At 66.0% G+C, this 23175-nt stretch carries 20 protein-coding genes; 19 read left to right on the forward strand and 1 reads right to left on the reverse strand.

Annotated elements, in window-relative coordinates; all coding sequences use genetic code 11:
- The 15 genes from SPMU_RS08080 to SPMU_RS08150 all read left to right on the forward strand — a co-directional run bounded on the left by SPMU_RS08080 (window position 1) and on the right by SPMU_RS08150 (window position 16585).
- A complete protein-coding gene (locus SPMU_RS08080; RefSeq protein WP_211275761.1) occupies window positions 1-1203 on the forward strand; it encodes an NADH-quinone oxidoreductase subunit D in 1203 nt (400 codons plus the stop codon).
- Complete coding sequence (locus tag SPMU_RS08085; RefSeq protein WP_088333373.1) at window positions 1203-1898, forward strand: complex I 24 kDa subunit family protein; 696 nt, start codon at window positions 1203-1205, stop codon at window positions 1896-1898. Before SPMU_RS08080 ends, SPMU_RS08085 begins: the two co-directional genes overlap by 1 nt.
- Window positions 1895-3214: an NADH-quinone oxidoreductase subunit NuoF gene (gene nuoF, locus SPMU_RS08090; protein ID WP_088333667.1), complete on the forward strand. Its 1320-nt coding sequence runs from the start codon at window positions 1895-1897 to the stop codon at window positions 3212-3214. Before SPMU_RS08085 ends, nuoF begins: the two co-directional genes overlap by 4 nt.
- Entirely contained in the window at window positions 3214-5214 is a 2001-nt protein-coding gene (nuoG, locus tag SPMU_RS08095) for an NADH-quinone oxidoreductase subunit NuoG (RefSeq protein ID WP_088333374.1), read from the forward strand. Before nuoF ends, nuoG begins: the two co-directional genes overlap by 1 nt.
- Window positions 5211-6260: an NADH-quinone oxidoreductase subunit NuoH gene (nuoH, locus tag SPMU_RS08100; RefSeq protein ID WP_088333375.1), complete on the forward strand. Its 1050-nt coding sequence runs from the start codon at window positions 5211-5213 to the stop codon at window positions 6258-6260. The genes nuoG and nuoH overlap by 4 nt, the downstream gene beginning before the upstream one ends.
- Window position 6261: 1 nt before the next feature.
- Window positions 6262-6747 (forward strand): NADH-quinone oxidoreductase subunit NuoI, encoded by a 486-nt coding sequence (gene nuoI, locus SPMU_RS08105; protein ID WP_088333376.1) that lies wholly within the window; start codon window positions 6262-6264, stop codon window positions 6745-6747.
- Between the two features lie 39 nt (window positions 6748-6786).
- Window positions 6787-7398: an NADH-quinone oxidoreductase subunit J gene (locus SPMU_RS08110; protein ID WP_088333377.1), complete on the forward strand. Its 612-nt coding sequence runs from the start codon at window positions 6787-6789 to the stop codon at window positions 7396-7398.
- An 8-nt stretch (window positions 7399-7406) separates the two neighbouring features.
- Window positions 7407-7709, forward strand: a complete 303-nt coding sequence (gene nuoK, locus SPMU_RS08115) for an NADH-quinone oxidoreductase subunit NuoK (RefSeq protein ID WP_088333668.1) — start codon at window positions 7407-7409, stop codon at window positions 7707-7709.
- Window positions 7710-7716: 7 nt separating this feature from the next.
- Window positions 7717-9816: an NADH-quinone oxidoreductase subunit L gene (gene nuoL, locus SPMU_RS08120; RefSeq protein WP_088333378.1), complete on the forward strand. Its 2100-nt coding sequence runs from the start codon at window positions 7717-7719 to the stop codon at window positions 9814-9816.
- 103 nt (window positions 9817-9919) lie between these two features.
- A complete protein-coding gene (locus tag SPMU_RS08125) occupies window positions 9920-11479 on the forward strand; it encodes an NADH-quinone oxidoreductase subunit M (protein WP_088333379.1) in 1560 nt (519 codons plus the stop codon).
- Window positions 11479-12939 (forward strand): NADH-quinone oxidoreductase subunit NuoN, encoded by a 1461-nt coding sequence (nuoN, locus tag SPMU_RS08130; RefSeq protein WP_088333380.1) that lies wholly within the window; start codon window positions 11479-11481, stop codon window positions 12937-12939. The genes SPMU_RS08125 and nuoN overlap by 1 nt, the downstream gene beginning before the upstream one ends.
- Before the next feature lie 20 nt (window positions 12940-12959).
- Entirely contained in the window at window positions 12960-13655 is a 696-nt protein-coding gene (locus tag SPMU_RS08135) for a biotin--[acetyl-CoA-carboxylase] ligase (RefSeq protein ID WP_088333381.1), read from the forward strand.
- Between the two features lie 12 nt (window positions 13656-13667).
- A complete protein-coding gene (locus SPMU_RS08140; RefSeq protein ID WP_088333382.1) occupies window positions 13668-14453 on the forward strand; it encodes a type III pantothenate kinase in 786 nt (261 codons plus the stop codon).
- Window positions 14454-14677: 224 nt separating this feature from the next.
- On the forward strand, window positions 14678-16315 hold the full coding sequence (locus SPMU_RS08145) for a ribonuclease J (protein WP_169715676.1): 1638 nt from the start codon (window positions 14678-14680) through the stop codon (window positions 16313-16315).
- Window positions 16316-16321: 6 nt separating this feature from the next.
- Window positions 16322-16585, forward strand: coding sequence for a DUF1467 family protein (locus SPMU_RS08150; RefSeq protein ID WP_088333384.1), 264 nt, complete (start codon window positions 16322-16324; stop codon window positions 16583-16585).
- 141 nt (window positions 16586-16726) lie between these two features.
- Here SPMU_RS08150 and SPMU_RS08155 read toward each other — a convergent pair whose 3' ends face one another.
- Window positions 16727-19033, reverse strand: a complete 2307-nt coding sequence (locus SPMU_RS08155) for a coiled-coil domain-containing protein (protein ID WP_088333385.1) — start codon at window positions 19031-19033, stop codon at window positions 16727-16729.
- An 84-nt stretch (window positions 19034-19117) separates the two neighbouring features.
- Here SPMU_RS08155 and SPMU_RS08160 point away from each other — a divergent pair, with 84 nt between their 5' ends.
- From SPMU_RS08160 to SPMU_RS08175, 4 genes are all read left to right on the forward strand, one after another.
- Window positions 19118-19411 carry an Hpt domain-containing protein gene (locus tag SPMU_RS08160; RefSeq protein WP_088333386.1) on the forward strand — a complete coding sequence of 98 codons (294 nt, stop codon included), beginning with the start codon at window positions 19118-19120 and terminating at the stop codon, window positions 19409-19411.
- A 92-nt stretch (window positions 19412-19503) separates the two neighbouring features.
- Window positions 19504-20682 (forward strand): hypothetical protein, encoded by a 1179-nt coding sequence (locus SPMU_RS08165; RefSeq protein ID WP_088333387.1) that lies wholly within the window; start codon window positions 19504-19506, stop codon window positions 20680-20682.
- A 36-nt stretch (window positions 20683-20718) separates the two neighbouring features.
- A complete protein-coding gene (locus SPMU_RS08170) occupies window positions 20719-21837 on the forward strand; it encodes a DUF2336 domain-containing protein (protein ID WP_088333388.1) in 1119 nt (372 codons plus the stop codon).
- The gene (locus SPMU_RS08175; RefSeq protein WP_088333389.1) at window positions 21831-23168 is read left to right on the forward strand and encodes a sensor histidine kinase; all 1338 of its coding nucleotides are present in this window, start codon (window positions 21831-21833) and stop codon (window positions 23166-23168) included. Before SPMU_RS08170 ends, SPMU_RS08175 begins: the two co-directional genes overlap by 7 nt.
- Window positions 23169-23175 lie beyond the last annotated feature (7 nt).

A 23175-nucleotide genomic window follows, 5' to 3' on the forward strand; every position in this document is an offset into this window, starting at 1 on the left:
ATGGGCCAGGGCAATCGCACCGAAGATGAGGTCGCGATCCAGAATTACACGATCAACTTCGGCCCGCAGCACCCCGCGGCGCACGGCGTTCTCCGCCTCGTCATGGAGCTGGACGGCGAGATCGTCGAGCGGATCGATCCGCACGTCGGCCTGCTTCACCGCGGCACCGAGAAGCTGATCGAGTACAAGACCTATCAGCAGGCGATCCCCTATTTCGATCGCCTCGATTATTGCTCGCCGATGTGCATGGAGCACACCTTTGTGCTCGCGATCGAGAAGCTGCTCGATCTCGAGGTGCCGCTCCGCGCGCAATATCTGCGGGTGTTCTTCGCCGAGCTGACGCGCATCAAGAACCACATGCTCAATCTGGGCAGTCATGTGATGGACGTCGGCGCGATGACGCCGAACCTCTGGCTGTTCGAGCTTCGCGAAGACTGCATGAACTTCTACGAGCGCGCGTCGGGCGCTCGTATGCACGCGAACTATTTCCGCGTCGGCGGCGTGCACCAGGATGTGCCGCTCAAGCTGCTGACGGATATAGCCGATTGGCTCGATAATCGCCTGCCGGTGCTGTTCGAGGACGCGATCAGCCTCGTGGCCGACAATCGCATCTTCAAGCAGCGCAATGTCGACATCGGGGTCGTCAGCCGTGACGATGCGATCCGCTGGGGCTTTTCGGGGCCGATGATCCGCGCCGCTGGCATCCCCTGGGATCTGCGCAAGCAGCAGCCCTATGACGTCTATGCGAAGATGGACTTTGAGGTCCCGGTGGGCACCCGCGGTGATTGCTACGATCGCTTCATGGTGCGCGTCGAAGAGGTCCGCCAGTCCGCGCGGATCATGAAGCAGTGCCTCGCCGAAATGCCGGAAGGACCGATCGCTAGCCTCGATCGCAAGGTCGTGCCGCCCCACCGCGGCGAGATGAAGCAGTCGATGGAAGCGTTGATCCACCACTTCAAGCTTTTCACCGAAGGCTTCCACGTGCCTGCCGGCGAAGTGTATGTCGCAACGGAAAGCCCGAAGGGTGAGTTCGGCGTCTATCTGGTGTCGGACGGCAGCAACAAGCCGTACCGGTGCAAGATCCGGCCGACCGCCTTTTCGCACCTTCAGGCAATGGATTTCATGAGCCGCGGCCACATGCTCGCGGACACCACCGCCATTCTCGGCGCGATGGATATCGTTTTTGGTGAATGTGACCGCTGATGGCTGACGCTCCCCAGATCCCTGACGAGGCCGAGGTCCGCGCCCGCTGGAGCAACTTCCAGTGGACGGAAGAGAATCGCGGAAAGCGCAATGCGATCCTCGCGCGCTACCCCGCCGGCCGTGAACAGTCCGCGTCGATCCCGTTGCTCGATCTGGCCCAGCGCCAGGTCGGGGCGGAGACGAACACGCAGGGCTGGCTGCCGGTGCCGGTTATCGAGTTCGTCGCCCGCGAGATCGGCGTCCCGTACATCCGGGTGTTCGAAGTCGCGACCTTCTACACGATGTTCAATCTTGCGCCCGTCGGCCGCTATCATGTGCAGGTCTGCGGCACGACGCCGTGCATGCTGCGCGGGTCCGACGATGTGTTCGCCGCCTGCAAGAACAAGGGGCTGATCAAGGGCAAGACGACGCCCGACGGCCTGTTCACGCTCACCGAGGTCGAGTGCATGGGCAATTGCGCCTCGGCACCGATGGTCCAGATCAACGACGACAATTTCGAAGATCTCGACTACGATCGCACGGTCGCGATCCTCGACGCGCTGGCGCGCGGCGAGCAGCTCAAGGCCGGCACGCAGGAGCCCGGCCGGCATACGGTGGAGCCGCTCGGCGGCCCGACCACGCTCACCGCCATGGTGAACGAGAATCACGATTACCGTAACGAGTGGAACAGCCCTGCCGTGGGAGCGAGCGCATGAGCGTCATCACGTCCCTGACGGACAAGGACCGCATCTTCACCAATCTCTATGGCTATCAGCCATGGACGCTGCAGGCCGCACGCGGCCGCGGTGACTGGGACAATACCAAGGCGCTGCTCGAGCTAGGGCAGGACAAGATCATCGACGTGATGAAGGCCTCGGGCCTGCGCGGTCGCGGTGGTGCGGGCTTTCCGACCGGCACCAAATGGTCGTTCATGCCCAAGACGCCGAGCCCCGAGCGGCCGAGCTTCCTGGTCATCAACGCCGACGAATCCGAGCCTGGTTCGTGCAAGGACCGCGAGATCATCCGTCACGATCCGCACAAGCTGATCGAAGGCGCGCTGGTCGCCGGCTTCGCGATGCGCGCGCGCGCCGCGTACATCTACATTCGCGGCGAATATATCCGTGAGGCGGAGACGCTCTTTGCCGCCGTGCAGGAGGCATATGACGCCGGCCTCGTTGGCAAGAACGCCTGCGGCTCGGGCTACGATTTCGACGTCTTCGTCCATCGCGGCGCCGGCGCCTACATCTGCGGCGAAGAAACCGCGATGATCGAGAGCCTGGAAGGCAAGAAGGGCCAACCGCGCCTGAAGCCGCCGTTCCCGGCCGGCGCCGGCCTCTACGGCTGCCCCACGACGGTCAACAATGTCGAGAGCATCGCCGTCGCCCCGACGATCCTGCGGCGCGGCGCGGAATGGTTCGCCAGCTTCGGCGCGGAGAATAATCGCGGCACCAAGCTGTTCCAGATCAGCGGGCATGTCGAAAAGCCCTGCGTGGTTGAGGAAGCGATGAGCATCCCGTTCCGCGAGCTGATCGAAAAGCACTGCGGCGGCATTCGCGGCGGCTGGGATAACCTTCTGGCTGTGATCCCTGGCGGCTCCTCGGTCCCCTTGGTCCCCGCCAAGGAGATCATGGACGCGCCGATGGACTTCGACGGCCTGAAGGCGGTCGGCTCCGGTCTCGGCACCGCGGCGATCATCGTCATGGACAAGTCCACGGACGTGGTCCGCGCGATCAGCCGTATCTCGTACTTCTACAAGCATGAGAGCTGCGGCCAGTGCACGCCGTGCCGCGAAGGCACCGGCTGGATGTGGCGCGTCATGGAGCGGCTGCGCACCGGCGACGCCGAGATCGGCGAGATCGACATGCTCCAGCAAGTCACCAAGCAGGTCGAGGGTCACTCGATCTGCGCGCTTGGCGACGCCGCGGCATGGCCGATCCAGGGCCTGATCAAGCATTTCCGCCCCGAGCTGGAACGCCGCATCACCGATCGTAAGGGCGGCGGTCTCGCCCCCATGCAGGAAGCTGCAGAATAATGCCCAAGCTGAAGGTAGACGGGATCGAGGTCGAAGTGCCGCAGGGAGCTACTGTGCTCCAGGCGTGCGAAGCGGCTGGCAAGGAAATCCCGCGTTTCTGTTATCACGAGCGGCTGAGCATCGCCGGCAACTGCCGCATGTGCCTTGTCGAGGTGAAGCCCGGCCCGCCCAAGCCGCAGGCGTCGTGCGCGCTGCCGGCGGCGGATAACCAGGAAGTCTTCACCACCTCGCCGATGGTGAAGCATGCCCGCGAGGGCATCATGGAATTCCTGCTGATCAACCACCCGCTCGATTGCCCGATCTGCGATCAGGGCGGCGAGTGCGATTTGCAGGACCAGGCGGTTGCCTATGGACGTGGCCACAGCCGCTTCCAGGAGAACAAGCGCGCCGTCACCGAGAAGTACATGGGGCCGATCGTCAAGACGATCATGACCCGCTGCATCCAATGCACGCGCTGCGTCCGCTTTGCGGAAGAAGTGTCCGGTGTGGAGGAAATCGGCGCGATCTATCGCGGCGAGAACATGCAGATCACGTCCTACCTCGAAAAGGCGGTGACGAGCGAACTGTCGGGCAATGTCGTCGATCTGTGCCCGGTCGGAGCGCTCACGTCCAAGCCCTATTCGTTCGAAGCGCGCCCGTGGGAGCTGCGCAAGACGCTGACCATCGACGTGATGGACGCGGTCGGCACCAACATCCGGCTCGACAGCCGTGGTCGCCAGGTTCTGCGCTCTCTCCCGCGCGTGAACGAGGACGTGAACGAGGAGTGGGCGACCGACAAGACGCGCCACGCGGTTGATGGCCTCGTCCGTCGTCGTCTTGATCGTCCCTTCGTCCGCCGCGATGGCAAGCTGGTCGGGGCGAGCTGGGACGAGGCGTTCGGGCTCATAGCAAACGTCGCGAAGTCGGCCGGCGACAGCGTTGCCGCGGTGGCCGGCGATCTCGTGGATTGCGAGACGATGTTCGCGGCCAAGGCGCTCTTGAAGGACTTGGGCTCGTCGCTGCTCGAAGGGCGGCAGACGGGCATGGACTATGACACGTCCAGCCTTGCGGCCGTGAACTTCAACACCACCATCGCCGGCATCGAGCGGGCGGACGCGATCCTGCTGGTCGGCACCAACCTTCGCTGGGAAGCCAGCCTGGTCAACACGCGCATACGCAAGGCGATCAAGCGCGGCGCCAAGGTGTGGGCGATCGGCCCGGAGACCGAGCTGACCTACAAGGTCGAATGGCTCGGCAACGACCTGGCGGTGCTCGGCGAGTTGCCAGAAGCGGTGACGGAGGCGTTCGGCAAGGCCGAGCGACCCGCCGTGATCGTCGGTGGCGGCGCGCTCAAGGGCGCACACGGTGCGGCGCTCGGGTTGGTCGAGAAGCTTGGCCTCATCAAGGACGGCTGGAACGGCTTCAACGTCGTCCACATGGCGGCAAGCCGCATGGGCGGGTTGTTGCTGGGCTACGCGCAAAAGGCTGGGATTTCCGCGCTTTACGATGCAAAGCTCGCCTTCTTCCTTGGCGCTGATGAGTGTGATTTCACGCGCTTCACCGGCTTCAAGGTCTATGTCGGCCACCATGGCGACAAGGGTGCAGCGGCGGCCGATGTTGTGCTGCCGGGCGCAAGCTATGCCGAGAAGTTCGGAACTTATGTGAACCTGGAAGGCCGGGTACAGCGCGGCAATCGCGCCGTGTTCGCGCCGGGCGACGCGCGGGAGGATTGGACGATCTTCCGCGCTCTGTCGGAAACGCTGGGCCGCCCGCTGCCGTTCGACACGTTTGACGAGCTGCGCGCGGCAATGGCGCTCGATTGCCCGGAACTCGCCAACGAGGGTCTGCTGACCTTTGCCTGGAACCCGCCGGCACTGGAGACCCGGGCCGAAGGCGTGCTGGAGGGATATCCGATCAAGGACTTCTATCTCACCAACGCGATCTGCCGCGCGTCGCCGACGATGCAGCGCTGCTCGACTGAACTGGTGCACGGCGAAACCTTCGCGGAGGCCGCGGAATGACCGCCTTTTTCAATCAAACGCTTGGCCTGCCTTATGGCTGGGCGTGGTTCCTGGCCACGATCGTGGGCATCCTTGTCATCGCGCTGCCGCTGATGCTGGCAGTGGCGATGATCATCTATGCCGATCGCAAGATCTGGGCGGCAATGGCGCTGCGGCGCGGGCCGAACGTGGTTGGCCCCTTTGGCCTGATGCAATCCTTTGCGGACGGCTTGAAGGTGTTCCTGCAGGAAACCATCATCCCGGCGGCGGCCAACCGCGGGCTTTTCCTGATGGCGCCGATCATCACCTTCACGGTGGCGCTGATCGTCTGGGCGGTGGTGCCGTTCGACATTGGTGTGGTGCTCGCCGACATCAACGTCGGCCTGCTCTATATCCTCGCAGCCTCGTCGCTCGGCGTATACGGCATCATCCTCGCCGGCTGGTCGTCGAACTCCAAATATCCGTTCTTCTCCGCGATCCGCGCCGCGGCGCAGATGGTCAGCTATGAAGTCGCGATTGGCTTCATTCTGATCTCGATCGTGATGTGGGCGGGCACCTTCAACCTGACCGGGATCGTTGAGGCGCAGCGCGGCGTGCTGAACACGCCAATCAACGGCTTTTTCCTGAACCCGCTCTTGTTCCCGATGGCGGTGATGTTCTTCATCTCCTCGCTGGCGGAGACACAGCGCGCCCCGTTCGATCTGACCGAGGCGGAATCGGAGCTCGTCGCGGGCTATCAGACCGAATATTCGTCGATGAGCTTCGCGCTCTACTGGCTGGGTGAATACGCCAACGTCATCCTGATGTGCGTGCTGAACGCGACCTTGTTTTGGGGCGGCTATCTGCCTCCGATCGACTGGGCGCCGCTTTACTACGTGCCAGGCATCATCTGGCTGTTCGCCAAGACGCTGTTCTTCTTCTTTTGCTTCAGCTGGGTGAAGGCGACGGTGCCGCGGTATCGTTACGACCAGCTGATGCGGCTGGGCTGGAAGGTCTTCCTCCCGGTGTCACTGTTCTGGGTATTCCTCGTGTCCGGCGTTCTGATGCTGAACCGGGTTGGGATCTGATATGGGTATCGCATCGACGATCAAGGCCTTCACTCTCTGGGAGTTCGTGAAGGCGCACGCTTTGACCTTGAAGTATTTCTTCAAGCCAAAGGCGACGATCAACTATCCGTTCGAGCGCAACCCGATCAGCCCGCGCTTCCGCGGCGAACATGCGCTGCGCCGCTATCCCAATGGCGAGGAACGCTGCATCGCGTGCAAGCTGTGCGAGGCCGTGTGCCCGGCGCTGGCGATCACGATCGAGGCCGAGCCGCGTGAAGACGGCAGCCGCCGTACCACGCGCTACGACATCGACATGACCAAGTGCATCTATTGCGGCTTGTGCCAGGAAGCTTGCCCTGTCGACGCGATCGTCGAGGGGCCGAACCTCGAATTCTCGACCGAGACGCGCGAGGAGCTGATCTACGACAAGGCCAAGCTGCTCGATAACGGTGATCGCTGGGAAAGCGCGATCGCGGCAAACATTGCCGCCGACGCGGCATATCGGTAGGCGGCGCGCGATGATGGAACGGTTCGCAGGGGTGGCGGCATGATTCAGGCCTTCGCCTTTTATCTTTTCGCGGTCGTGGTGCTCATATCGGGCGCGATGACGATCGCCTCGCGCAATCCGGTGCACAGCGTGCTGTGGCTGATCCTGGCGTTTTTCAACGCCGCCGGTCTCATGGTGCTCGCCGGCGCCGAGTTCATCGCGATGCTGCTCGTCATCGTTTATGTCGGTGCGGTCGCGGTGCTGTTCCTGTTCGTCGTCATGATGCTCGACATCGACTTCGCGCAGATGCGGGCCGGGTTCGTCCGCTACTTCGGTATCGGGCTGGTGCTGGCCGTGGCATTGGTCGCGGAGATCGTGATCGCAGTCGGCGCCTGGAGCGCTGGCGGCGTCGATCTTGCCCGCCGCGGCGCACCCGTCGACCCGACGATCCCGAACATCCAGGCGATCGGCAACCTCCTCTACTCGCGCTACCTCTTCGTCTTCGAAGGCGCCGGCCTCGTGCTGCTGGTGGCGATGATCGGGGCGATCGTGCTGACCCATCGTCAGCGTCAGGGCGTGCGCCCGCAGAACATCTCGCAGCAGATCGCGCGCCGTCCGCAGGATGCGACCCGCAACATGCGGCCGGAAATCGGACAGGGGGTGCAGCTGTGACCGGATCGATCGGCCTCATCCACTATCTCGTCGTGGCCGCGCTGCTGTTCACGATGGGCGTGCTCGGCATCTTCCTCAACCGGAAGAACATCATCGTTATCCTGATGGCGATCGAGCTGATCCTCCTGTCGGTGAACATCAACCTTGTCGCTTTCTCATCGGCGCTCGGTGATCTCGTCGGCCAGGTCTTCGCGATGTTCGTGCTGACGGTCGCTGCCGGCGAGGCCGCGATCGGGCTTGCGATCCTTGTTATCTTCTTCCGCGGCCGGGGCTCGATCTCGGTTGATGATCCCAGCCGGATGAAGGGCTGAACGACCCGTGACATCGATCCTCTTCATCGTCTTCCTGCCGCTGCTCGCGGCGATCGTCGCTGGCTTCGGCAACAAGTCGATCCCGGGCACCGTCGCCAAGGGCATCACCACCGGCGCGCTGTTCGTGTCGTGCGCGCTGTCGTGGCCGATCTTCCTCGGCTTCATGTCGGGCAGCCTTTCGGCCACCGTCACGCCGGTGCTGCACTTCATCACCTCGGGTACGTTTGACGCATCCTGGTCGCTGCGCGTCGATGCGCTGACCTCGGTGATGCTGGTGGTGATCACCAGCGTCTCGGCGCTCGTCCACCTCTATAGCTGGGGCTATATGAGCGAGGACCCGGATCAGCCGCGCTTCTTCGCGTACCTGTCGCTGTTCACCTTCGCCATGCTGATGCTGGTGACGGCCGACAACCTGATCCAGATGTTCTTCGGCTGGGAAGGCGTTGGCCTCGCCAGCTATCTGCTGATCGGCTTCTGGTTCAAGAAGCCGAGCGCGCAGGCCGCCGCGATCAAGGCGTTCGTCGTCAACCGCGTCGGCGATCTTGGCTTCATGCTCGGCATCTTCGGCACCTATCTGGTGTTCGACACCGTCTCGATCCCTGCGATCCTCGAGATGGCGCCCGGCATGGCCGGCTCCACGATCGGCTTCCTCGGCTATCGTTTCGACACGATGACGGTGCTCTGCCTGCTCTTGTTCGTCGGTGCGATGGGCAAGTCGGCGCAGCTCGGCCTGCACACCTGGCTCCCGGACGCGATGGAAGGCCCGACCCCGGTGTCGGCGCTGATCCACGCCGCAACGATGGTTACCGCCGGCGTCTTCATGGTCTGCCGCCTGTCGCCGATGTTCGAAGCCTCGCCGACCGCGCTGATGGTCGTCACCGGCATCGGCGCTGCCACCTGCATCTTCGCCGCGACGATCGGCACGACACAGACAGACATCAAGCGCGTGATCGCGTATTCGACCTGTTCGCAGCTCGGCTACATGTTCTTCGCGGCGGGCGTCGGCGCGTACGGCGCGGCGATGTTCCACCTGTTCACGCACGCCTTCTTCAAGGCGCTGTTGTTCCTCGGCGCCGGCTCGGTCATCCATGCCATGCACCACGAACAGGACATGCGCTTTTACGGCGGCCTGCGGAAGCACATCCCCATCACCTTCTGGGCGATGCTACTCGGCACGCTCGCGATCACCGGCGTCGGTATCTATGGCGTGGGTGGTTTCGCTGGCTACCACTCGAAGGACGCAATCCTCGAAGTGGCCTGGGCGTCGGGTCGCGGGCAGGGCGCCTTCTGGGTCGGCACCTTTGCTGCGCTGCTGACGAGCTTCTACTCGTGGCGCCTGATGTTCCTCACCTTCTGGGGCACGCCGCGCTGGGCAGGGTCGGAGCATATCCAGCACGCCGTGCACGATCACAATCATGACCATCCGGTCCACGACGCCGACGATCATGGCGCCGAGGCGCATGGCGGCGGGGTCGCGCATGAGGATGCGGGCCATTCTCCGCACGCGCATGGCGCCGGCGCAGACGAGGTGCCCACCGGCACGGCGGGCTACCATCCGCACGAGAGCCCGCTTGTCATGTTGATCCCGCTGATCGTTCTCTCGCTCGGCGCGGTGTTTGCCGGCTTCGTCTTCCACCATTGGTTCATCGAGCCGGAGGCGGGTGAGACGTTCTGGCGCGGCAGCTTGTTCTTCAACGAGCATCTCATGCATGAAATGCATGAAGTGCCGCTGCTGGTGAAGCTCGCCGCGACGATCGTCATGATCATCGGCCTGGCGGTTGCCTGGATGGCCTACATCTGGCGCACCGACATTCCGGGACGCTTCACGGCGACCTTTGACGTGCTCTACAATTTCATCGCGCATAAATGGTATTTCGACGAGCTCTATCACTTGCTCTTCGTCCGCCCTGCGTTCGCGATCGGCCGCCTGCTCTGGCATAAGGGCGATGAGGGTGCGATTGATCGCTTCGGGCCGAATGGCTCGGCCTGGGTGGTGGCGCTGTCCAGCCGCCTCGCCGGGCGGATCCAGACCGGCTATGTCTATACCTATGCGTTCGTGATGCTGATCGGCCTCACCGCCGCCGCAACCTGGGTGATCGCAGGATGACGCGCCCCACCTCCACACCGTTCGGGCTGCGCATGTCGAAGCCCGTGTTTCTTCCGCAGGCGGCCTGCCTGTCGACAAGCTCAGGGCGAACGGACGTTAAGTCGTGACATCCTTCCCGATCCTCTCCGTGATGCTCGCGATCCCGGCCATTGCCGCGGTCGCCTGCCTCTTCCTGTCCGCGCAGAGCGCACGGTGGCTCGCGCTCGCCGCGACGCTGGCCGATCTCGCGCTGGGCGTGATCCTGTGGCTGAGCTTCGACATCGGCGGCGCACAGTGGCAGTTCGTTGAATATGCTCCGGTCTTTGGCCGCTTCTCCTGGGCGCTCGGCATTGACGGTTTCGCGCTGCTGCTGATCGCGCTGAGCGTCTTCCTGATGCCGATCTGCATCGGCGCCTCGTGGCAGGCGATCGAGAAGCGCGTGCCCGAATATATGGCGGCGTTCCTGCTGACCGAGGTGCTGATGATCGGCACTTTCGCGGCGCAGGATATCTTCCTGTTCTACATCTTCTTCGAAGCCGGCCTCATCCCGATGTTCCTGATCATCGGCATCTGGGGCGGCGCGAACCGCATCTACGCGTCGTACAAGTTCTTCCTGTACACGCTGCTCGGCTCGCTGCTGATGTTCATCGCCATGCTCTACATGAGCATCACGGCGGACACGACGTCGATCCCGGCGCTGATGAACTATGATTTCCCGCCGGAAGTGCAGACGTGGTTGTGGCTCGCCTTCTTCGCCTCCTTTGCGGTGAAGATGCCGATGTGGCCGGTCCACACCTGGCTGCCCGACGCGCACGTGCAGGCGCCGACCGCCGGTTCGGTGATCCTGGCCGGCGTGCTGCTGAAGCTCGGCGGCTATGGCTTCCTGCGCTTCAGCATCCCGATGTTCCCCGAAGCCTCGGCGCAGCTCGTCTGGCTCGTCTTCGGCCTCAGCGCAGTCGCGGTGGTCTACACCAGCCTCGTCGCGCTGGTGCAGTCCGACATGAAGAAGCTTATCGCTTATTCGTCGGTTGCACACATGGCGATCGTCACCATCGGCCTGTTCGCGTTCAACGCGCAGGGCATCGAGGGTGCCATGCTCGTGATGCTCGGCCACGGCCTCGTCTCGGGAGCGCTCTTCCTGTGCGTCGGCGTGATCTACGATCGCCTGCACACCCGTGAGATCGCGCGCTACGGCGGCCTCGCCAACAACATGCCGCGCTACGCGATCCTGTTCCTGTTGTTCACCATGGCCTCGATCGGCCTGCCGGGCACCAGCAACTTCCCCGGCGAACTGCTGGCGCTGATGGGTACCTATCAGGTGTCGACCACGATCGCGTTGCTCTGCACGACCAGCATCATTCTGGGCGCCGCATACATGCTGTACCTCTACCGCCGCGTCGTGTGGGGTGAGATCAAGTCCGAAGAGGTTCGCGTCATGCCGGACCTGTCGAGCCGCGAATTGTGGTTGCTCGCGCCGATCGCCGCCGTCGTGCTGTGGATGGGCGTGTATCCCGAAAGCTTCCTGGCGCCGATGCGCGCCGATACCGCGCGGCTGCTCGCCCGGATCGAGCGTGCGCAGCCCGCAGGAGATTCGCGCCCGACGCCGGGTACGGGGGTGATCCCGGCCGCCCACGCCGAGGGGCATGCCGCGCCCACTTCTGACGCCCATGGGGAGGCGCACTGATGGATTACGCATCGCAGGTCGCGATGACCCTTCCCGAAATCGTGCTGGCGCTCGGTGCGCTGGCATTGATGATGGTGTCCGCCTGGGCGCAGCCCTCGGCAACGCGCGCCATCTCCTGGGCGGCTGTTGCCGTGCTGCTGGGCGCCTGCCTCGCGCTGATCGGTCCGGCGACGACGGGCGGCAACGCCTTTGGCGGCATGTACCGCGCCGATGCCTTCGCCGGCTTCAGCAAGGTGCTGATCTATCTCGCTGCCGCGGTGGCGATCCTCCTCGCCCCGTCCTTCTTTGAGCGCACCGCGGGCGATGATCTTCGCCCGGAATATCCCGTGCTGATCCTGCTTTCCGCAATCGGCATGGGCATCATGGTGTCCGCCGGAGACTTGCTCACGCTGTACATCGGCCTGGAGCTGCAGAGCCTCGCGGCTTACGTTCTGGCCAGCTTCATGCGGCAGGACCAACGCTCGGCCGAGGCGGGCCTCAAGTATTTCGTGCTCGGCGCGCTCGCCAGCGGCATCCTGCTGTACGGCATCAGCCTGGTCTATGGGTTCAGCGGCTCGACCTTGTTCGACGAGATCGCTGGCGCCTATGCCGGCGCCTCGCTTGCGGGTGACGGGAAGTCGATCGGCCTCCTGTTCGGCCTCGTCTTCGTGTTCGCCGGCCTCGCCTTCAAGATCAGCGCCGTGCCGTTCCACATGTGGACGCCGGACGTCTATGAAGGCGCGCCGACGCCGGTCACCGCCTTCTTCGCTTCCGCGCCTAAAGTCGCGGCGATGGGCCTCGCCGTTCGCGTGGCGATCGAGGCGATGGGCCCCGCCGATGCGCAATGGCGCCAGATCGTGATCTTCGCGGCGCTCGCCTCGATCATCTTCGGTGCGGTCGCTGCGATCGGGCAGAGCAACATCAAGCGGCTGCTTGCCTATTCGTCGATCAACAATGTCGGCTTCGCGCTGATCGGCCTCGCGGCCGGCACGCCCGAGGGTGTCGCCGCGGTGCTGACCTATATGGCGATCTATGTCGTCATGACGCTCGGCTCGTTCCTTGTCGTGCTCCAGATGCGCGGTGCAGACGGCCAACCGGTCGAGACGATCGCCTCGCTCGCCGGCCTGTCGCGCACGCGGCGGGGCCTCGCAGCGGCGCTGGCGATCTTCATGTTCAGCCTTGCGGGCATCCCGCCGCTGTTCGGCTTCTGGGCGAAGTTCGCAGTGTTCGACGCGGCGGTCCGCGCCGGGCTCTTTCCGCTCGCGGTGGTCGGCATCGCGGCCAGCACGATCGGCGCGTATTATTACCTGCGCGTCGTCAAGACGATGTACTTCGATGAGCCCGCCGCGGCGTTCGGGGAGGGCGACAAGCTCGAGGGCGGGCTGATCGCGATCGCGGCCGTTGCGGTGTCGCCGCTCGGCTACCTCGCCATTCCGCTGCTGAGCGCCTGGACCATGGCGGCGGCGCAAGCCTTGTTCTGAGTGCCGCCGCTCTGACTCGAATCCTCACGGTCGCCGAAACCGGCTCCACCAATGCCGATCTCCTCGCGCTGGCTGCCCAAGGCGAGGAGGAGGGGACCTGGCTTCGCGCAGAGCGCCAGACCGCCGGCCGCGGCCGACAGGGTCGCCCGTGGAGCTCACCCACGGGCAATCTCTACGCCAGCGCGTTGGTGCGTGCCCGTCCCGACGATCCCTCGCCCGCGTCGCTGGCGCTGGTCTGCGCCGTGGCGCTGGCGGAGACGATCAGCGTGCTGGGCTGCCCAGCCGTGACGATCAAATGGCCCAATGATCTCCTGCTGGACGGTGCGAAGCTCGCCGGCATCCTGCTGGAGCGTAACGGCGATGCTATCGTCGCGGGTTTCGGCGTCAATCTCGCCAGCCATCCCTCGATCGAAGGCCGCCAGACCGCCAGCCTCGCGGGGCGATTGTGGATCCACTCGGCGGCCGAGCTCTACGATCATCTCACCGCTGAATTCGCCCGCTGGCTCGGGATCTGGCGCACGCAAGGCCTCGCGCCCGTTATCGCCCGGTGGGAAGCGCAGGCGCACGCCCCCGGCACGCTGCTCCACGCCAATCTGGCGGATGGCAGCACCATCGTGGGCGCATATGATGGCCTTGCTCCCGATGGCGCGCTACGGCTGCGCTTGGCGGACGGCCGCGTGCATGTCGTCCATGCCGGCGACGTGTTCCTGGTATAACGGAGGGGTTAGATGCTGCTCGCGATTGATGCAGGGAACACCAACATCGTCTTTGCGCTCGTTCAGGGACGCGAGATCAAGACGCGCTGGCGGATCGCGACCGATCCGCGCCGCACGGCGGACGAATATGCTGTCTGGCTCAGCCAGTTGCTCACGCTGGAAGGGTATCAGCGCGCCGACGTCGAAGGCGTGATCATCTCCACGGTCGTGCCGCGGGCGCTCCATAATCTCGAGGTGCTGTCGACCAAATATTTCGGCCACGAACCGCTGATTGCCGGGAAGCCGCCCGTGGAATGGGGCGTCGCGCTCGACGTGGACGAGCCGCAGAGCCTCGGCGCGGACCGCGCGGTGAATACCATCGCCGCCCACGCGCTTCATGCTGGCGACCTGATCGTGATCGACTTCGGCACGGCCACCACGCTGGACGTGTCGGACTTCAATGGCGCCTATAAGGGCGGCATCATCGCGCCGGGCATCAACCTGTCGCTCGACGCGCTCGTGAATGCCGCCGCCAAGCTGCCGCGCATCGCGATCGAGGCGCCCAAGGGCAATGTCGGCGTGATCGGCCGCAACACCGTCGATCAGATGAACATCGGCATTTATTGGGGCTATATCGCGATGATCGAGGGGCTGGTCATGCGCATGAAGGCGGAGATCGGGCGCCCGGCCAAGGTCGTCGCCACCGGCGGGCTCGCCACCTTGTTCGAGCAGCATACCGACGTCTTCGACGCGATCGAGCCCGATCTCACGATCCAGGGGCTGGCGATCATGTGGGAGCGCGCCCATATTGCCGGTTGAGATTCACTCGTCATCCCGGGCTTGAGCCCGGGTCCAAGGCGCCGTGAGCGCTTCGCTACGTTTGAGCGCGCAGCTCGCGTGGAGACATGGACCCCGGATCATCTCCGGGATGACGCAAGAGATTGGGGCAGGGGCCTCCCCCAGATAACGAGGCCAGCAGAATGCGGCGCGGATGCGCTCACGTCCCCGGCGGAGGTCAGGGGCGGGAATCAAGGATGAATACAATTTCCAAGAACAACGAACTTCTCTTCTGTGCCCTTGGCGGCTCCGGCGAGATCGGAATGAACGTGAACCTGTATGGCGCGCGTGGCCGCTGGATGATGGTGGATTGCGGCGTCACCTTTGCCGATCACCAATATCCCGGCATTGATCTCGTGCTCCCCGACTTGACCTTCATCGAGGATCGGCTGGAGGCGCTGGATGGCATCGTCATCACCCACGGGCACGAGGATCATATCGGCGCGCTTCCCTATCTCGCCGATGATCTGGGCGTGCCATTGTACGCGACGCCATTCACCGCCGGCCTCATCCGCCACAAGCTGGAGGAGGAGCGCATCGCCGATCGCATCGATCTGCGCGTCATCCAGCCGGGTGAGCGCTTCAAGGTAGGGCCGTTCGATTTCGAATTCGTGCCCATGTCGCACTCGATCCCCGAAGCCAACGCGCTGATCATCGACACGCCGGCTGGCCGCGTGTTCCACACCGGCGACTGGAAGCTCGACGCGGCGCCCGTCATCGGCACGCCTGCCTCGGCCGAAGAGCTGACCGCGATCGGCGACAAGGGCATCGACGTTCTGGTCTGCGATTCGACCAACGTCTTTAATGCAGAGGCGTCCGGGTCGGAAAGCGAGGTTCGCACCGGCCTTCTGGAGACGATCGCCAAGGCGCGTGGGCGCGTGCTCGTCACCACCTTCGCGTCGAACGCCGCGCGCCTGCAGACGCTGGGCGAGGTGGCGAAGGAGACCGGGCGCGCCTTGTGCGTCGCAGGTCGCTCGCTCGATCGGATCATTAAGGTGGCGCGCGCCTGCGGCTATCTGAAAAACCTGCCCGATACGATCACGCCGGACGACGCGATGCGCCTGCCGCGCAATCAGGTGCTGGTGGTCGCAACCGGTGGGCAAGGCGAGCCGCGCGCGGCCCTGGCGCGCGTCGCCGAGGGGTCGCACCCGATCAAGCTTGATGCCGGCGATACGGTGATCTTCTCGTCCAAGCAGATCCCGGGCAACGAAGTGGCGATCGGCCGCATCCAGAACCTGCTCGCCGGTCGCGGCGTGGAGATGGTGACCGACCGGCAGGCGCACGTTCACGTGTCCGGCCATCCCGGCCGGCCGGAACTGGCGCAGATCTACAAGTGGCTGCGCCCGCGCGTGCTGGTGCCCGTCCACGGTGAAATGCGCCACCTGATGGAACAGGCGCGGTTCGGCCTGGCCCAGGGCATCCCGCAGGCGATCGTGCAGACCGACGGCGATCTGGTCAGGCTTGCCCCCGGCGCGCCGGAAAAGATCGGGAATGCGCCGGTCGGCCGGCTCGTGCTCGACGGCGACGTGATCCTGCCCGCCGACGGTGCGACCATCAACGAGCGGCGGCGGCTCGGCCTGCACGGCCAGGTCTCGGTAGCCGTGGCGGTGACCGATCGTGGGCGTCTCGCCGGCACGCCGCAGGTTCGCCTGCAAGGCATTCCGGTCGAGGAGGAACGCGCTGCTTTCATCGCCGAGGCGGAGGATGCCGCGGCAGAGGCTGTTCGCACCGGCGGACGCGATCGCGACCGCCTGCGTGAGGACGTGCGCCTCGCGGTGCGCCGCTGTGTGACCCGCTGGACCGGCAAGAAGCCGATTGTCGACGTCATGCTGCTGGAGATCTGACGCGCCATGCGGTGGACGTCGGCGCTGGCCATCTACATCCTGTTCTGGACGTTCTCGGTCTTCTTGGTGCTGCCCTTCGGGGTACGCACCAGCGAGGAGGCGGGTATGGAGCGGGTGGCGGGGCAGGCCGATAGCGCCCCGCATGAATTCGCCCCAGGCAAGGTCGCGCTGCGGGTAACGATCGCCGCCTCCATCCTGTTTGTGCTGTTCTACGCCAATTACATCTACGGCTGGATCACGCCCGACATGGTGGACATGACCAAATACTGACGGATCGGGCGGGAGCGCCGCCCGCCCGCAGCCGGCTCCTCCTTTGGAACTCGAGCCAGGCCTCACGAAACAGCGGCTTACCGCATCCGGCTCCGCCAATTGCCTGAAGCTGGCCCGTCCGTCGTCGCGCGCGGCGCGCGATCAGTTGAGCCGTTCGATCGCCTGCGCCAGCGCCACGTAGAGCTTGCCCATATCCGACGATAGCAATGTCACGCCCAGCGGCGATCCATCGCGCTGCGTCAGGATCACGCGCAGCATTGCCTCGAAATCATGGATGTAGCGGTTCACCTGATCGCGGAACGCCTCATCCTCATGATAGTATGTCGCGATCTGGCGCTGATCCACCTCTTCCAGCAGGCGCACCGCGCGGCGCGTGAAGACCCCGCGATCGCCCTTCAGATAAGCGGCCCAGGCGCTGTCCGACACATCGGCCGAGAAGCGGCGCGTAATGTCGATGGAGGCCGAGTTCAGCACCTCGATCAGCTGCGAGGCGCGGCGCGCGAAGCTTTCCAGCTCCTGCTCCTCGCGCTCGGTGCGCGCCCGCTCGATCTGCGAATCCACCGACGCGGATAGCGATTCGATCTCCCGCAGCCGCTCGTCGAGCCGGTCGGCCGCTTGCGACGCCGCCTTCACCGCGATCTCGGCGGTGGTGGCAATCTGGTGGATCTGCGTGTCGAGCCCGGCATTGACCGCGCGGCGCAGTGCGTCGGCGCCCGACTTCCCCAGCGCGTCCGCCGCTTCCGGGATCACGCGGCCCAGCACTTCGCGCGCATGCTCCGCCGCCTGGCTCGCAGTGTCACGCACCCGCAGCAGCATCTCGATGAGCCGCGGCGCCGCTTCCTCGGCGAAGCGATTGGCCCGATCGGCGGCCTCGTCCACCATCTGCCCCATCGCATCGGCCTTCGCCCGCCCCGTCGCCAGCGTTTCCAGCAAATTGCCGGTGAGCATGTCGACGTTGCCGCGCTGGTCGGCGATCACCTGCGCGATCGCTTCGATCGCCGAATGCGTGCTCTCCGCCGCCGTCACCAGCGCGAGCAGCTCGGGCTTTGCCGCTGCCACCACCTGCTTGGCGGCGATCACGCGCGAATCGAGCCGATCGACCGCCGCCGGCAGCGTTTCGTCGATCTCGCGCGCGGCGGCGTCCAGCGCCAGCAGCAGCGCTTCGGTCGTGCTGATCGCCTTGGTCGCCATCGCATCACCCGCCGCGAGCGCCTGCGTCATCGCATCCGCCGAACCGCCTAGCGCGCTGATCGACGCCGCCAGCGTCTGCGATCGCTCGACGCCCTGATGGTGCAGCCGCTCCAGCCGGTCCTCGACCCGCGCAATGCCGCCCTCCAGGTCGCCGACCAGCCCGTCGCCCGCCGCGCGCTGGCTATCCAGCCGCTCGGCGATGCGCTCGATCACTGCCTCGATCCGCGCCACCCGCTCGGCCAGCGCCTCGGCGCTTTCGCGCGCCGCCGTGTCGAGCGCGGCCTGGTTGGTGTTGACCATCGCCAGCATGGCATCGGCCTGCGCCGACAGCCCCTTGCGCGATTCCTCTACCGCATCGGCGGTGCGACCGAGCAGCGCGTCGATCGCCGACGACATTTCGCCCGTCACCGCTTCCAGCCGCGCACCGGCCGTGGCGCTGGTGTCCTCCATCCGGGCGAGGTGATCCGCCAGCTTGTGCGCCGCGGCTTCGGCCGCTGTCTCCGCCTCGCGCCCGCGCTCGGTCAAGGCGGCGATCTGCGCCTCCAGCGCCGCCGCCTGCTGCCCTGCGGTGGTTCCGGCATTCTCGATCCGGCCGATCAGCGCCTCGGCCTCCGCCTGCGCCTTAGGCATCGCGTCGAGCAGGGACGACAGGCTCTCCTGTGCCTTGCCCGCGGCTTCGGCCAGCGAGCGGGCATGCACGTCCGCCTGGTCGATCTCTTCGGAAAGGCCGCGGCCGATCGCTGCCAGCCGGGCATTGGCCTCATTGCCGATCGCGCCGATCTGCCGCGTCTGTTCGGCCAGCCGCCCGCGGTTTTCCTCCAGCGTGCCCGTCAGCGACGCGACCAGCCATTCCAGCGCCGCCGCTTCCTCGCGCATGGCGTGCGCCGTTGCGGTGAAGCGCTGCGCCTCCGTTCGGCTGGTGCGCAGCAGGATCAGCCAGACAATGCCAGCCAGCGCCGGAACGGCAACGAGCGCCGCAGCGAATTGCGAAACATCGAGCGCGCTCATGCCGCCAAGCTGATCGCGCGCCAGCCAGAGCAGCACGCTGACCCAGACCAGCGACACCGCGACCAGCGCAATCGGCGCCGCATGCTCCCACGGCGATGCCGGCGCCACGCCTTCGGGCACGCCGTGCTCTTCCGGCGCGGCCCATTCGGCGGGCGCGACAGCTTCCGCCGGCACGTCCGCTGCGCTGGTGTCGGTCGTTTCGCTGGCGTCGTGCGCACGAATGTCGGTGATCGTCTGCCCCCCGGTCATGGCGCGAGATGTACCATGAAATCCCCCTCTTCAAAGCGAATAGCGGCAACTTGCGGTTAAGCGTTTCATCGTAGCGTCGTGCCCATGGCGATCGATCCAGGTGCAATCGACGCCGCGTTGGCGGCGGCGGTGGGGGATGACCCTGCGTTGATCGCCGAACTGCGCGCGGCGTTCGTGGAAAGCGCGCACCGCGGCCTCGCCGCGATCGAAAGCGCGCAGGACGAGGACGCATGGCGCGCCGCCACCTGGCGTCTGAAGGGCCTCGCCGCCAGCTTTGGCGCCGTTCGCCTGGTCGCGCTCGCGACGGAAGCGACGCGCCGCCCGGTCGGCGATCCCGCCATGGTGAAGCGCTTGCGCCAGGCGGTTGCGCGGCTTTAGCCTCCACGCGCATTTGCGCCGCTTTTGCATCGGCTTGCCGATTGCCCAGAGTACCGATTGCCCAGAATACCGGCAGCCCCTAACAGCGCGCGATGCTCGCAGGGCTGATCTTTGCCGTACAGGATGCTGACGAGCCGACGGGCGCGCTTGCGGGGACGCTGCCGTTCGCCGGCATGACGGTGATCGAATATCAGGCGCGGCTGCTCGTGGCGGCCGGCGTGTCGCAGATCGTGGTGGTGGTCGCCCGCCTGACGCCCGAGCTGCTCGGCGCCGTTGCCCGCATCGGCCGGCGCGGCGTTGCGGTGGATACCGTGCGCAGTGCGGGCGAGGCGGCCGCGCGCCTCCATCCACTGTCGCGCCTCCTGGTGCTCGCCGATGGATTGATCACCACCGAATCGGTGCTCGTGCCGCTCGCGCGCGAACAAGGCGACGTCCTCTTGGTGATCCCGGAGGCGGAGGCGGACGCCGGCTATGAGTTGATCGGCGGCGGCGATTCCTGGGCCGGGATCGCACGTCTTGATCGCGAGCGGCTGGCGGAGGTCGCTGCCATGCCGCGCGATTATGACGTGCAATCCTCGCTGCTTCATGTCGCGGCGCAGGCGGGCGCGCTTCGGCTGGTGCTGGCCGATGGCGAGCCGGGGGGCGGGCACGGGATTGAAACGCGCCGCGACACGCTGGAATCGCGCAGCCGCGCGGTTGTCGGCGCGACGCTCGCCGCGCGGCCCGGTTGGTTCAATCGCTGGCTGGTTCGCCCATTGGCCCGCGTCGCCATGCCCTGGCTCATGCGGCGCCATGTGCCGACGGCGGCGCTGGCCGGCGGCACAGCCGCAGCCGCGATCGGCGCCCTTGCCGCTTTATGGTTCGATCAGCTCACCGTCGGGCTCCTCCTTGCCGTATTCACCGTCACCCTGGCCACGCTGGTCGCCACCTTTGCCTGGCTGCGCGACGAGGACGTGCTTGCCCGTGCGATGTCGGGAGTGGTGCTTGGGGTGCCGGCCGTGGCAGCCTTGCTGCTCGGCCACGCGCTCGATGCCCAAAGTGGGGAATTGACCGCGCGAGTCCTGGCGCTGGCCCTGGTGGTCGCCGGGGCGCTCGGGCACCGCGCCGCGCCGGTCGCACGGCCGATCGGGTGGGGGGATGCGCCCGGTTATCTGGTGACGCTGGCGGTCGGCACGGTCGTCGGCCTGCCGTTCCTCGGGCTCGCCGGCGCAGCACTTTACGCCACCGTGACATTGGCGCTCGCTATTGAAGCACTTCGCGCCCGAGTTTAGCAGCCCCTTAACGTGACCGGCTTTACGGGGGCTCTTATGTCGGTCGATCACAGCGATGCTATGCGGGCCCCGGAGCCGGGCTCGGCCGCCTTTTGGGCGCACGCCGCGGCTGCCGCTTCGCGTGCCGACTCGCGGCTTGCGGCGCAGATCCAGGATCTCTTCCTGAGCGATGCCGATCGGCTGGACGATCGCACCCGCGCTGCTGCGGCGGCGACCTTGCGCATGACGGTGCTGGCGATGGCGCATGATCTTGCGCGCGACGTCGCGGATCAATTGCCCGGCCATGCTGTTGACCACGCCGGGGGAACGTCACCCGATCAAGCCGCCGCGGCCGTCTCGCGCCGCCTGCACGGATCAGGATTGTTGCGCGACCGCGCGTTGATGGAGGAGCTGTTTGCCCGCGTTCGGCAGGATATGGTGAGCGAGGCGTTGCGCGCCAATCGCGTGCCCGCTGCCGAGCCCACGCTGCTGGCCGAATGGGTCGCCAGCGGCGATGACGGGCTGTCCCGCGCGGCCATGGCCTATGGGCAGGCAGAGGCACGCCGCCAGGCCGAATGGCGTGCCGATCTGCCTCTTGCTCTTCATGAAAAGCTGCTTTGGTGGGTGGCGGCGGCGCTCCGTGAGCAATGGGCTGTGGAGGGCGGGCAGCAAATCCTGGTCGATCGCGCCATTGCCCAGGCGGCGCAGCGCAGCATGGCGGGCGATGACGATCAGGATCGGCTGGAGGCAGCGGCCGATCGGCTGGTCGCCGCGCTCGGCGCCAATGGCGCTGACCTTGCCGAGCGATTGATCGCTGCGCTGGAGGAGGGGCACCTCGCGCTGTTCATCGCCCTATTGTCTCAGGCGCTTGCCCTCGATTTCGTCGAGGTGCGCGCGTTGGTGCTCGATCCGCACGACGATCGGTTCTGGGTGGCCTTGCGCGGGGTTGATCTAGAGCGGGCAGCAATCGCCCGCATCGGGTTCCTGCTGGCCGATGCCGACCCGCGGCGTGATCTCGATGCGTTTGCCGACCGGCTGGACGCGATCGCCGCCATCGCTGCGCCGGAGGCGGCGGAGGGGCTGGCGCCGATGGCGCTTCCGCGCCAGTTTCGCGAGGCCCAACGTGCGCTCGAGCGAACGCCGGATCGAGCGCCAGATCGAGCGTTGGCGTGGTGATCGACACGCCCACGTTTACCGCAACGCTGGATGGCGACGATCGGCTGGTCGATGCCGATCCGTCCTTTGCGGCGCTGAACGCACGCGCCGGTGGTGCGCTGGGCGAGCGACTCGCCGCGCCGCCGCTCGCGTCGCTGGTGCGTCTCGCCCGGCGGCTGGGAGTCCCGATCGCGCGTGCGGTCACGATTGCCGATGCCGACCAGGATCTCGATTGCTGGGTGCGCGCGGCGCCCGCTGGCAACGGTGTCGCGCTCGCCCTGTCGCTGATCCGCGAGCGACCGGCTTGGCGCCCGTCCGTGCTCGGCGCCGTGCTGCCCCCGCCGCCCGGCGGCGATTGGACGTGGTCGGTGGATGCCAAGCTCAAGTTCGAGCAGCTGCTGATGCGGGCCGGCATGGATCACGGGCTGGATCGCGCCTCCGTGATGGGACAGCCGCTGACGAAGCTGTTTTCGCTCGAAAGTAGCGAAGAAGGCGCGCTGTCGTTGCTGGAAGCGGTCGCTTCCTTGGACGATTTCTCGGATCAACCTGCGGTGCTGAACGTCACGGGCACGCGGGTGCTGCTGGCGGGCCATGTCCGGCTCGACCGCGGTGGGGGCTTCGGCGGCTTCGTTGGCGCGACCTATCATCACCCGAGCCCGGCGTCGGCGCCCGACGCGGAGATCGGCGGGCTGTTCCATCATCGGCTCGACACGATCCTGCGCCGCCCGTTGGGGCAGATCGTCGCCAATGCCGACAGCATCAACGCCGGCGTGGATGGCGACATCGACCCGCAATATGCCGATTACGCCGCGGACATTGCCAGCGCCGGCCGGCACCTGATGGGCCTGATCGATGATCTGTCGGACATCGAGGCGATCGAGCGCGAGGATTTCACCGTCGACGACGAGGGGATCGATCTTGCCGACGTGACCCGCCGCGCCGCCGGGCTGCTCTCGGTTCGCGCGGCCAATGCGGGCGTGACGATCGATCGCGGCGATCTGGACAGTGCAATGCCGGCGCATGGCGAGTTTCGCCGCACCTTGCAGATCCTGGTCAATCTGATCGGCAACGCGGTGCGCTACTCGCCGCGCAATGCCATCGTCTGGCTTCGGCTGCAGCGCGACAATGATCGCGTTTATGCGATCGTCGCCGATCAGGGGAAGGGGATCGCGCTCGACGATCAGGAGCGGATCTTCGCCAAGTTCGAACGCGTCGATACCAGCGAGCCCGGCGGCAGCGGCCTCGGGCTCTACATTGCCCGGCGGCTGGCGCGCGCAATGGGCGGCGACCTGACGGTCGACAGCGCGCCGGGCGAGGGCGCCCGCTTCGTCCTCAGCCTGCCCGCGGCTTAACCAGCCG

The organism is Sphingomonas mucosissima, from assembly GCF_002197665.1.
Taxonomy (GTDB): Bacteria; Pseudomonadota; Alphaproteobacteria; order Sphingomonadales; family Sphingomonadaceae; genus Sphingomonas; species Sphingomonas mucosissima.

Bases quoted from the DNA above. Each gene is read 5' to 3' on its own strand.
- SPMU_RS08080 (WP_211275761.1), top strand. From the start codon at position 1: ATGGGCCAGGGCAATCGCACCGAAGATGAGGTCGCGATCCAGAATTAC.
- SPMU_RS08085 (WP_088333373.1), top strand. From the start codon at position 1,203: ATGGCTGACGCTCCCCAGATCCCTGACGAGGCCGAGGTCCGCGCCCGC.
- nuoF (WP_088333667.1), top strand. From the start codon at position 1,895: ATGAGCGTCATCACGTCCCTGACGGACAAGGACCGCATCTTCACCAAT.
- nuoG (WP_088333374.1), top strand. From the start codon at position 3,214: ATGCCCAAGCTGAAGGTAGACGGGATCGAGGTCGAAGTGCCGCAGGGA.
- nuoH (WP_088333375.1), top strand. From the start codon at position 5,211: ATGACCGCCTTTTTCAATCAAACGCTTGGCCTGCCTTATGGCTGGGCG.
- nuoI (WP_088333376.1), top strand. From the start codon at position 6,262: ATGGGTATCGCATCGACGATCAAGGCCTTCACTCTCTGGGAGTTCGTG.
- SPMU_RS08110 (WP_088333377.1), top strand. From the start codon at position 6,787: ATGATTCAGGCCTTCGCCTTTTATCTTTTCGCGGTCGTGGTGCTCATA.
- nuoN (WP_088333380.1), top strand. From the start codon at position 11,479: ATGGATTACGCATCGCAGGTCGCGATGACCCTTCCCGAAATCGTGCTG.
- SPMU_RS08140 (WP_088333382.1), top strand. From the start codon at position 13,668: ATGCTGCTCGCGATTGATGCAGGGAACACCAACATCGTCTTTGCGCTC.
- SPMU_RS08150 (WP_088333384.1), top strand. From the start codon at position 16,322: ATGCGGTGGACGTCGGCGCTGGCCATCTACATCCTGTTCTGGACGTTC.
- SPMU_RS08155 (WP_088333385.1), bottom strand. From the start codon at position 19,033: ATGACCGGGGGGCAGACGATCACCGACATTCGTGCGCACGACGCCAGC.
- SPMU_RS08160 (WP_088333386.1), top strand. From the start codon at position 19,118: ATGGCGATCGATCCAGGTGCAATCGACGCCGCGTTGGCGGCGGCGGTG.
- SPMU_RS08165 (WP_088333387.1), top strand. From the start codon at position 19,504: ATGCTCGCAGGGCTGATCTTTGCCGTACAGGATGCTGACGAGCCGACG.
- SPMU_RS08170 (WP_088333388.1), top strand. From the start codon at position 20,719: ATGTCGGTCGATCACAGCGATGCTATGCGGGCCCCGGAGCCGGGCTCG.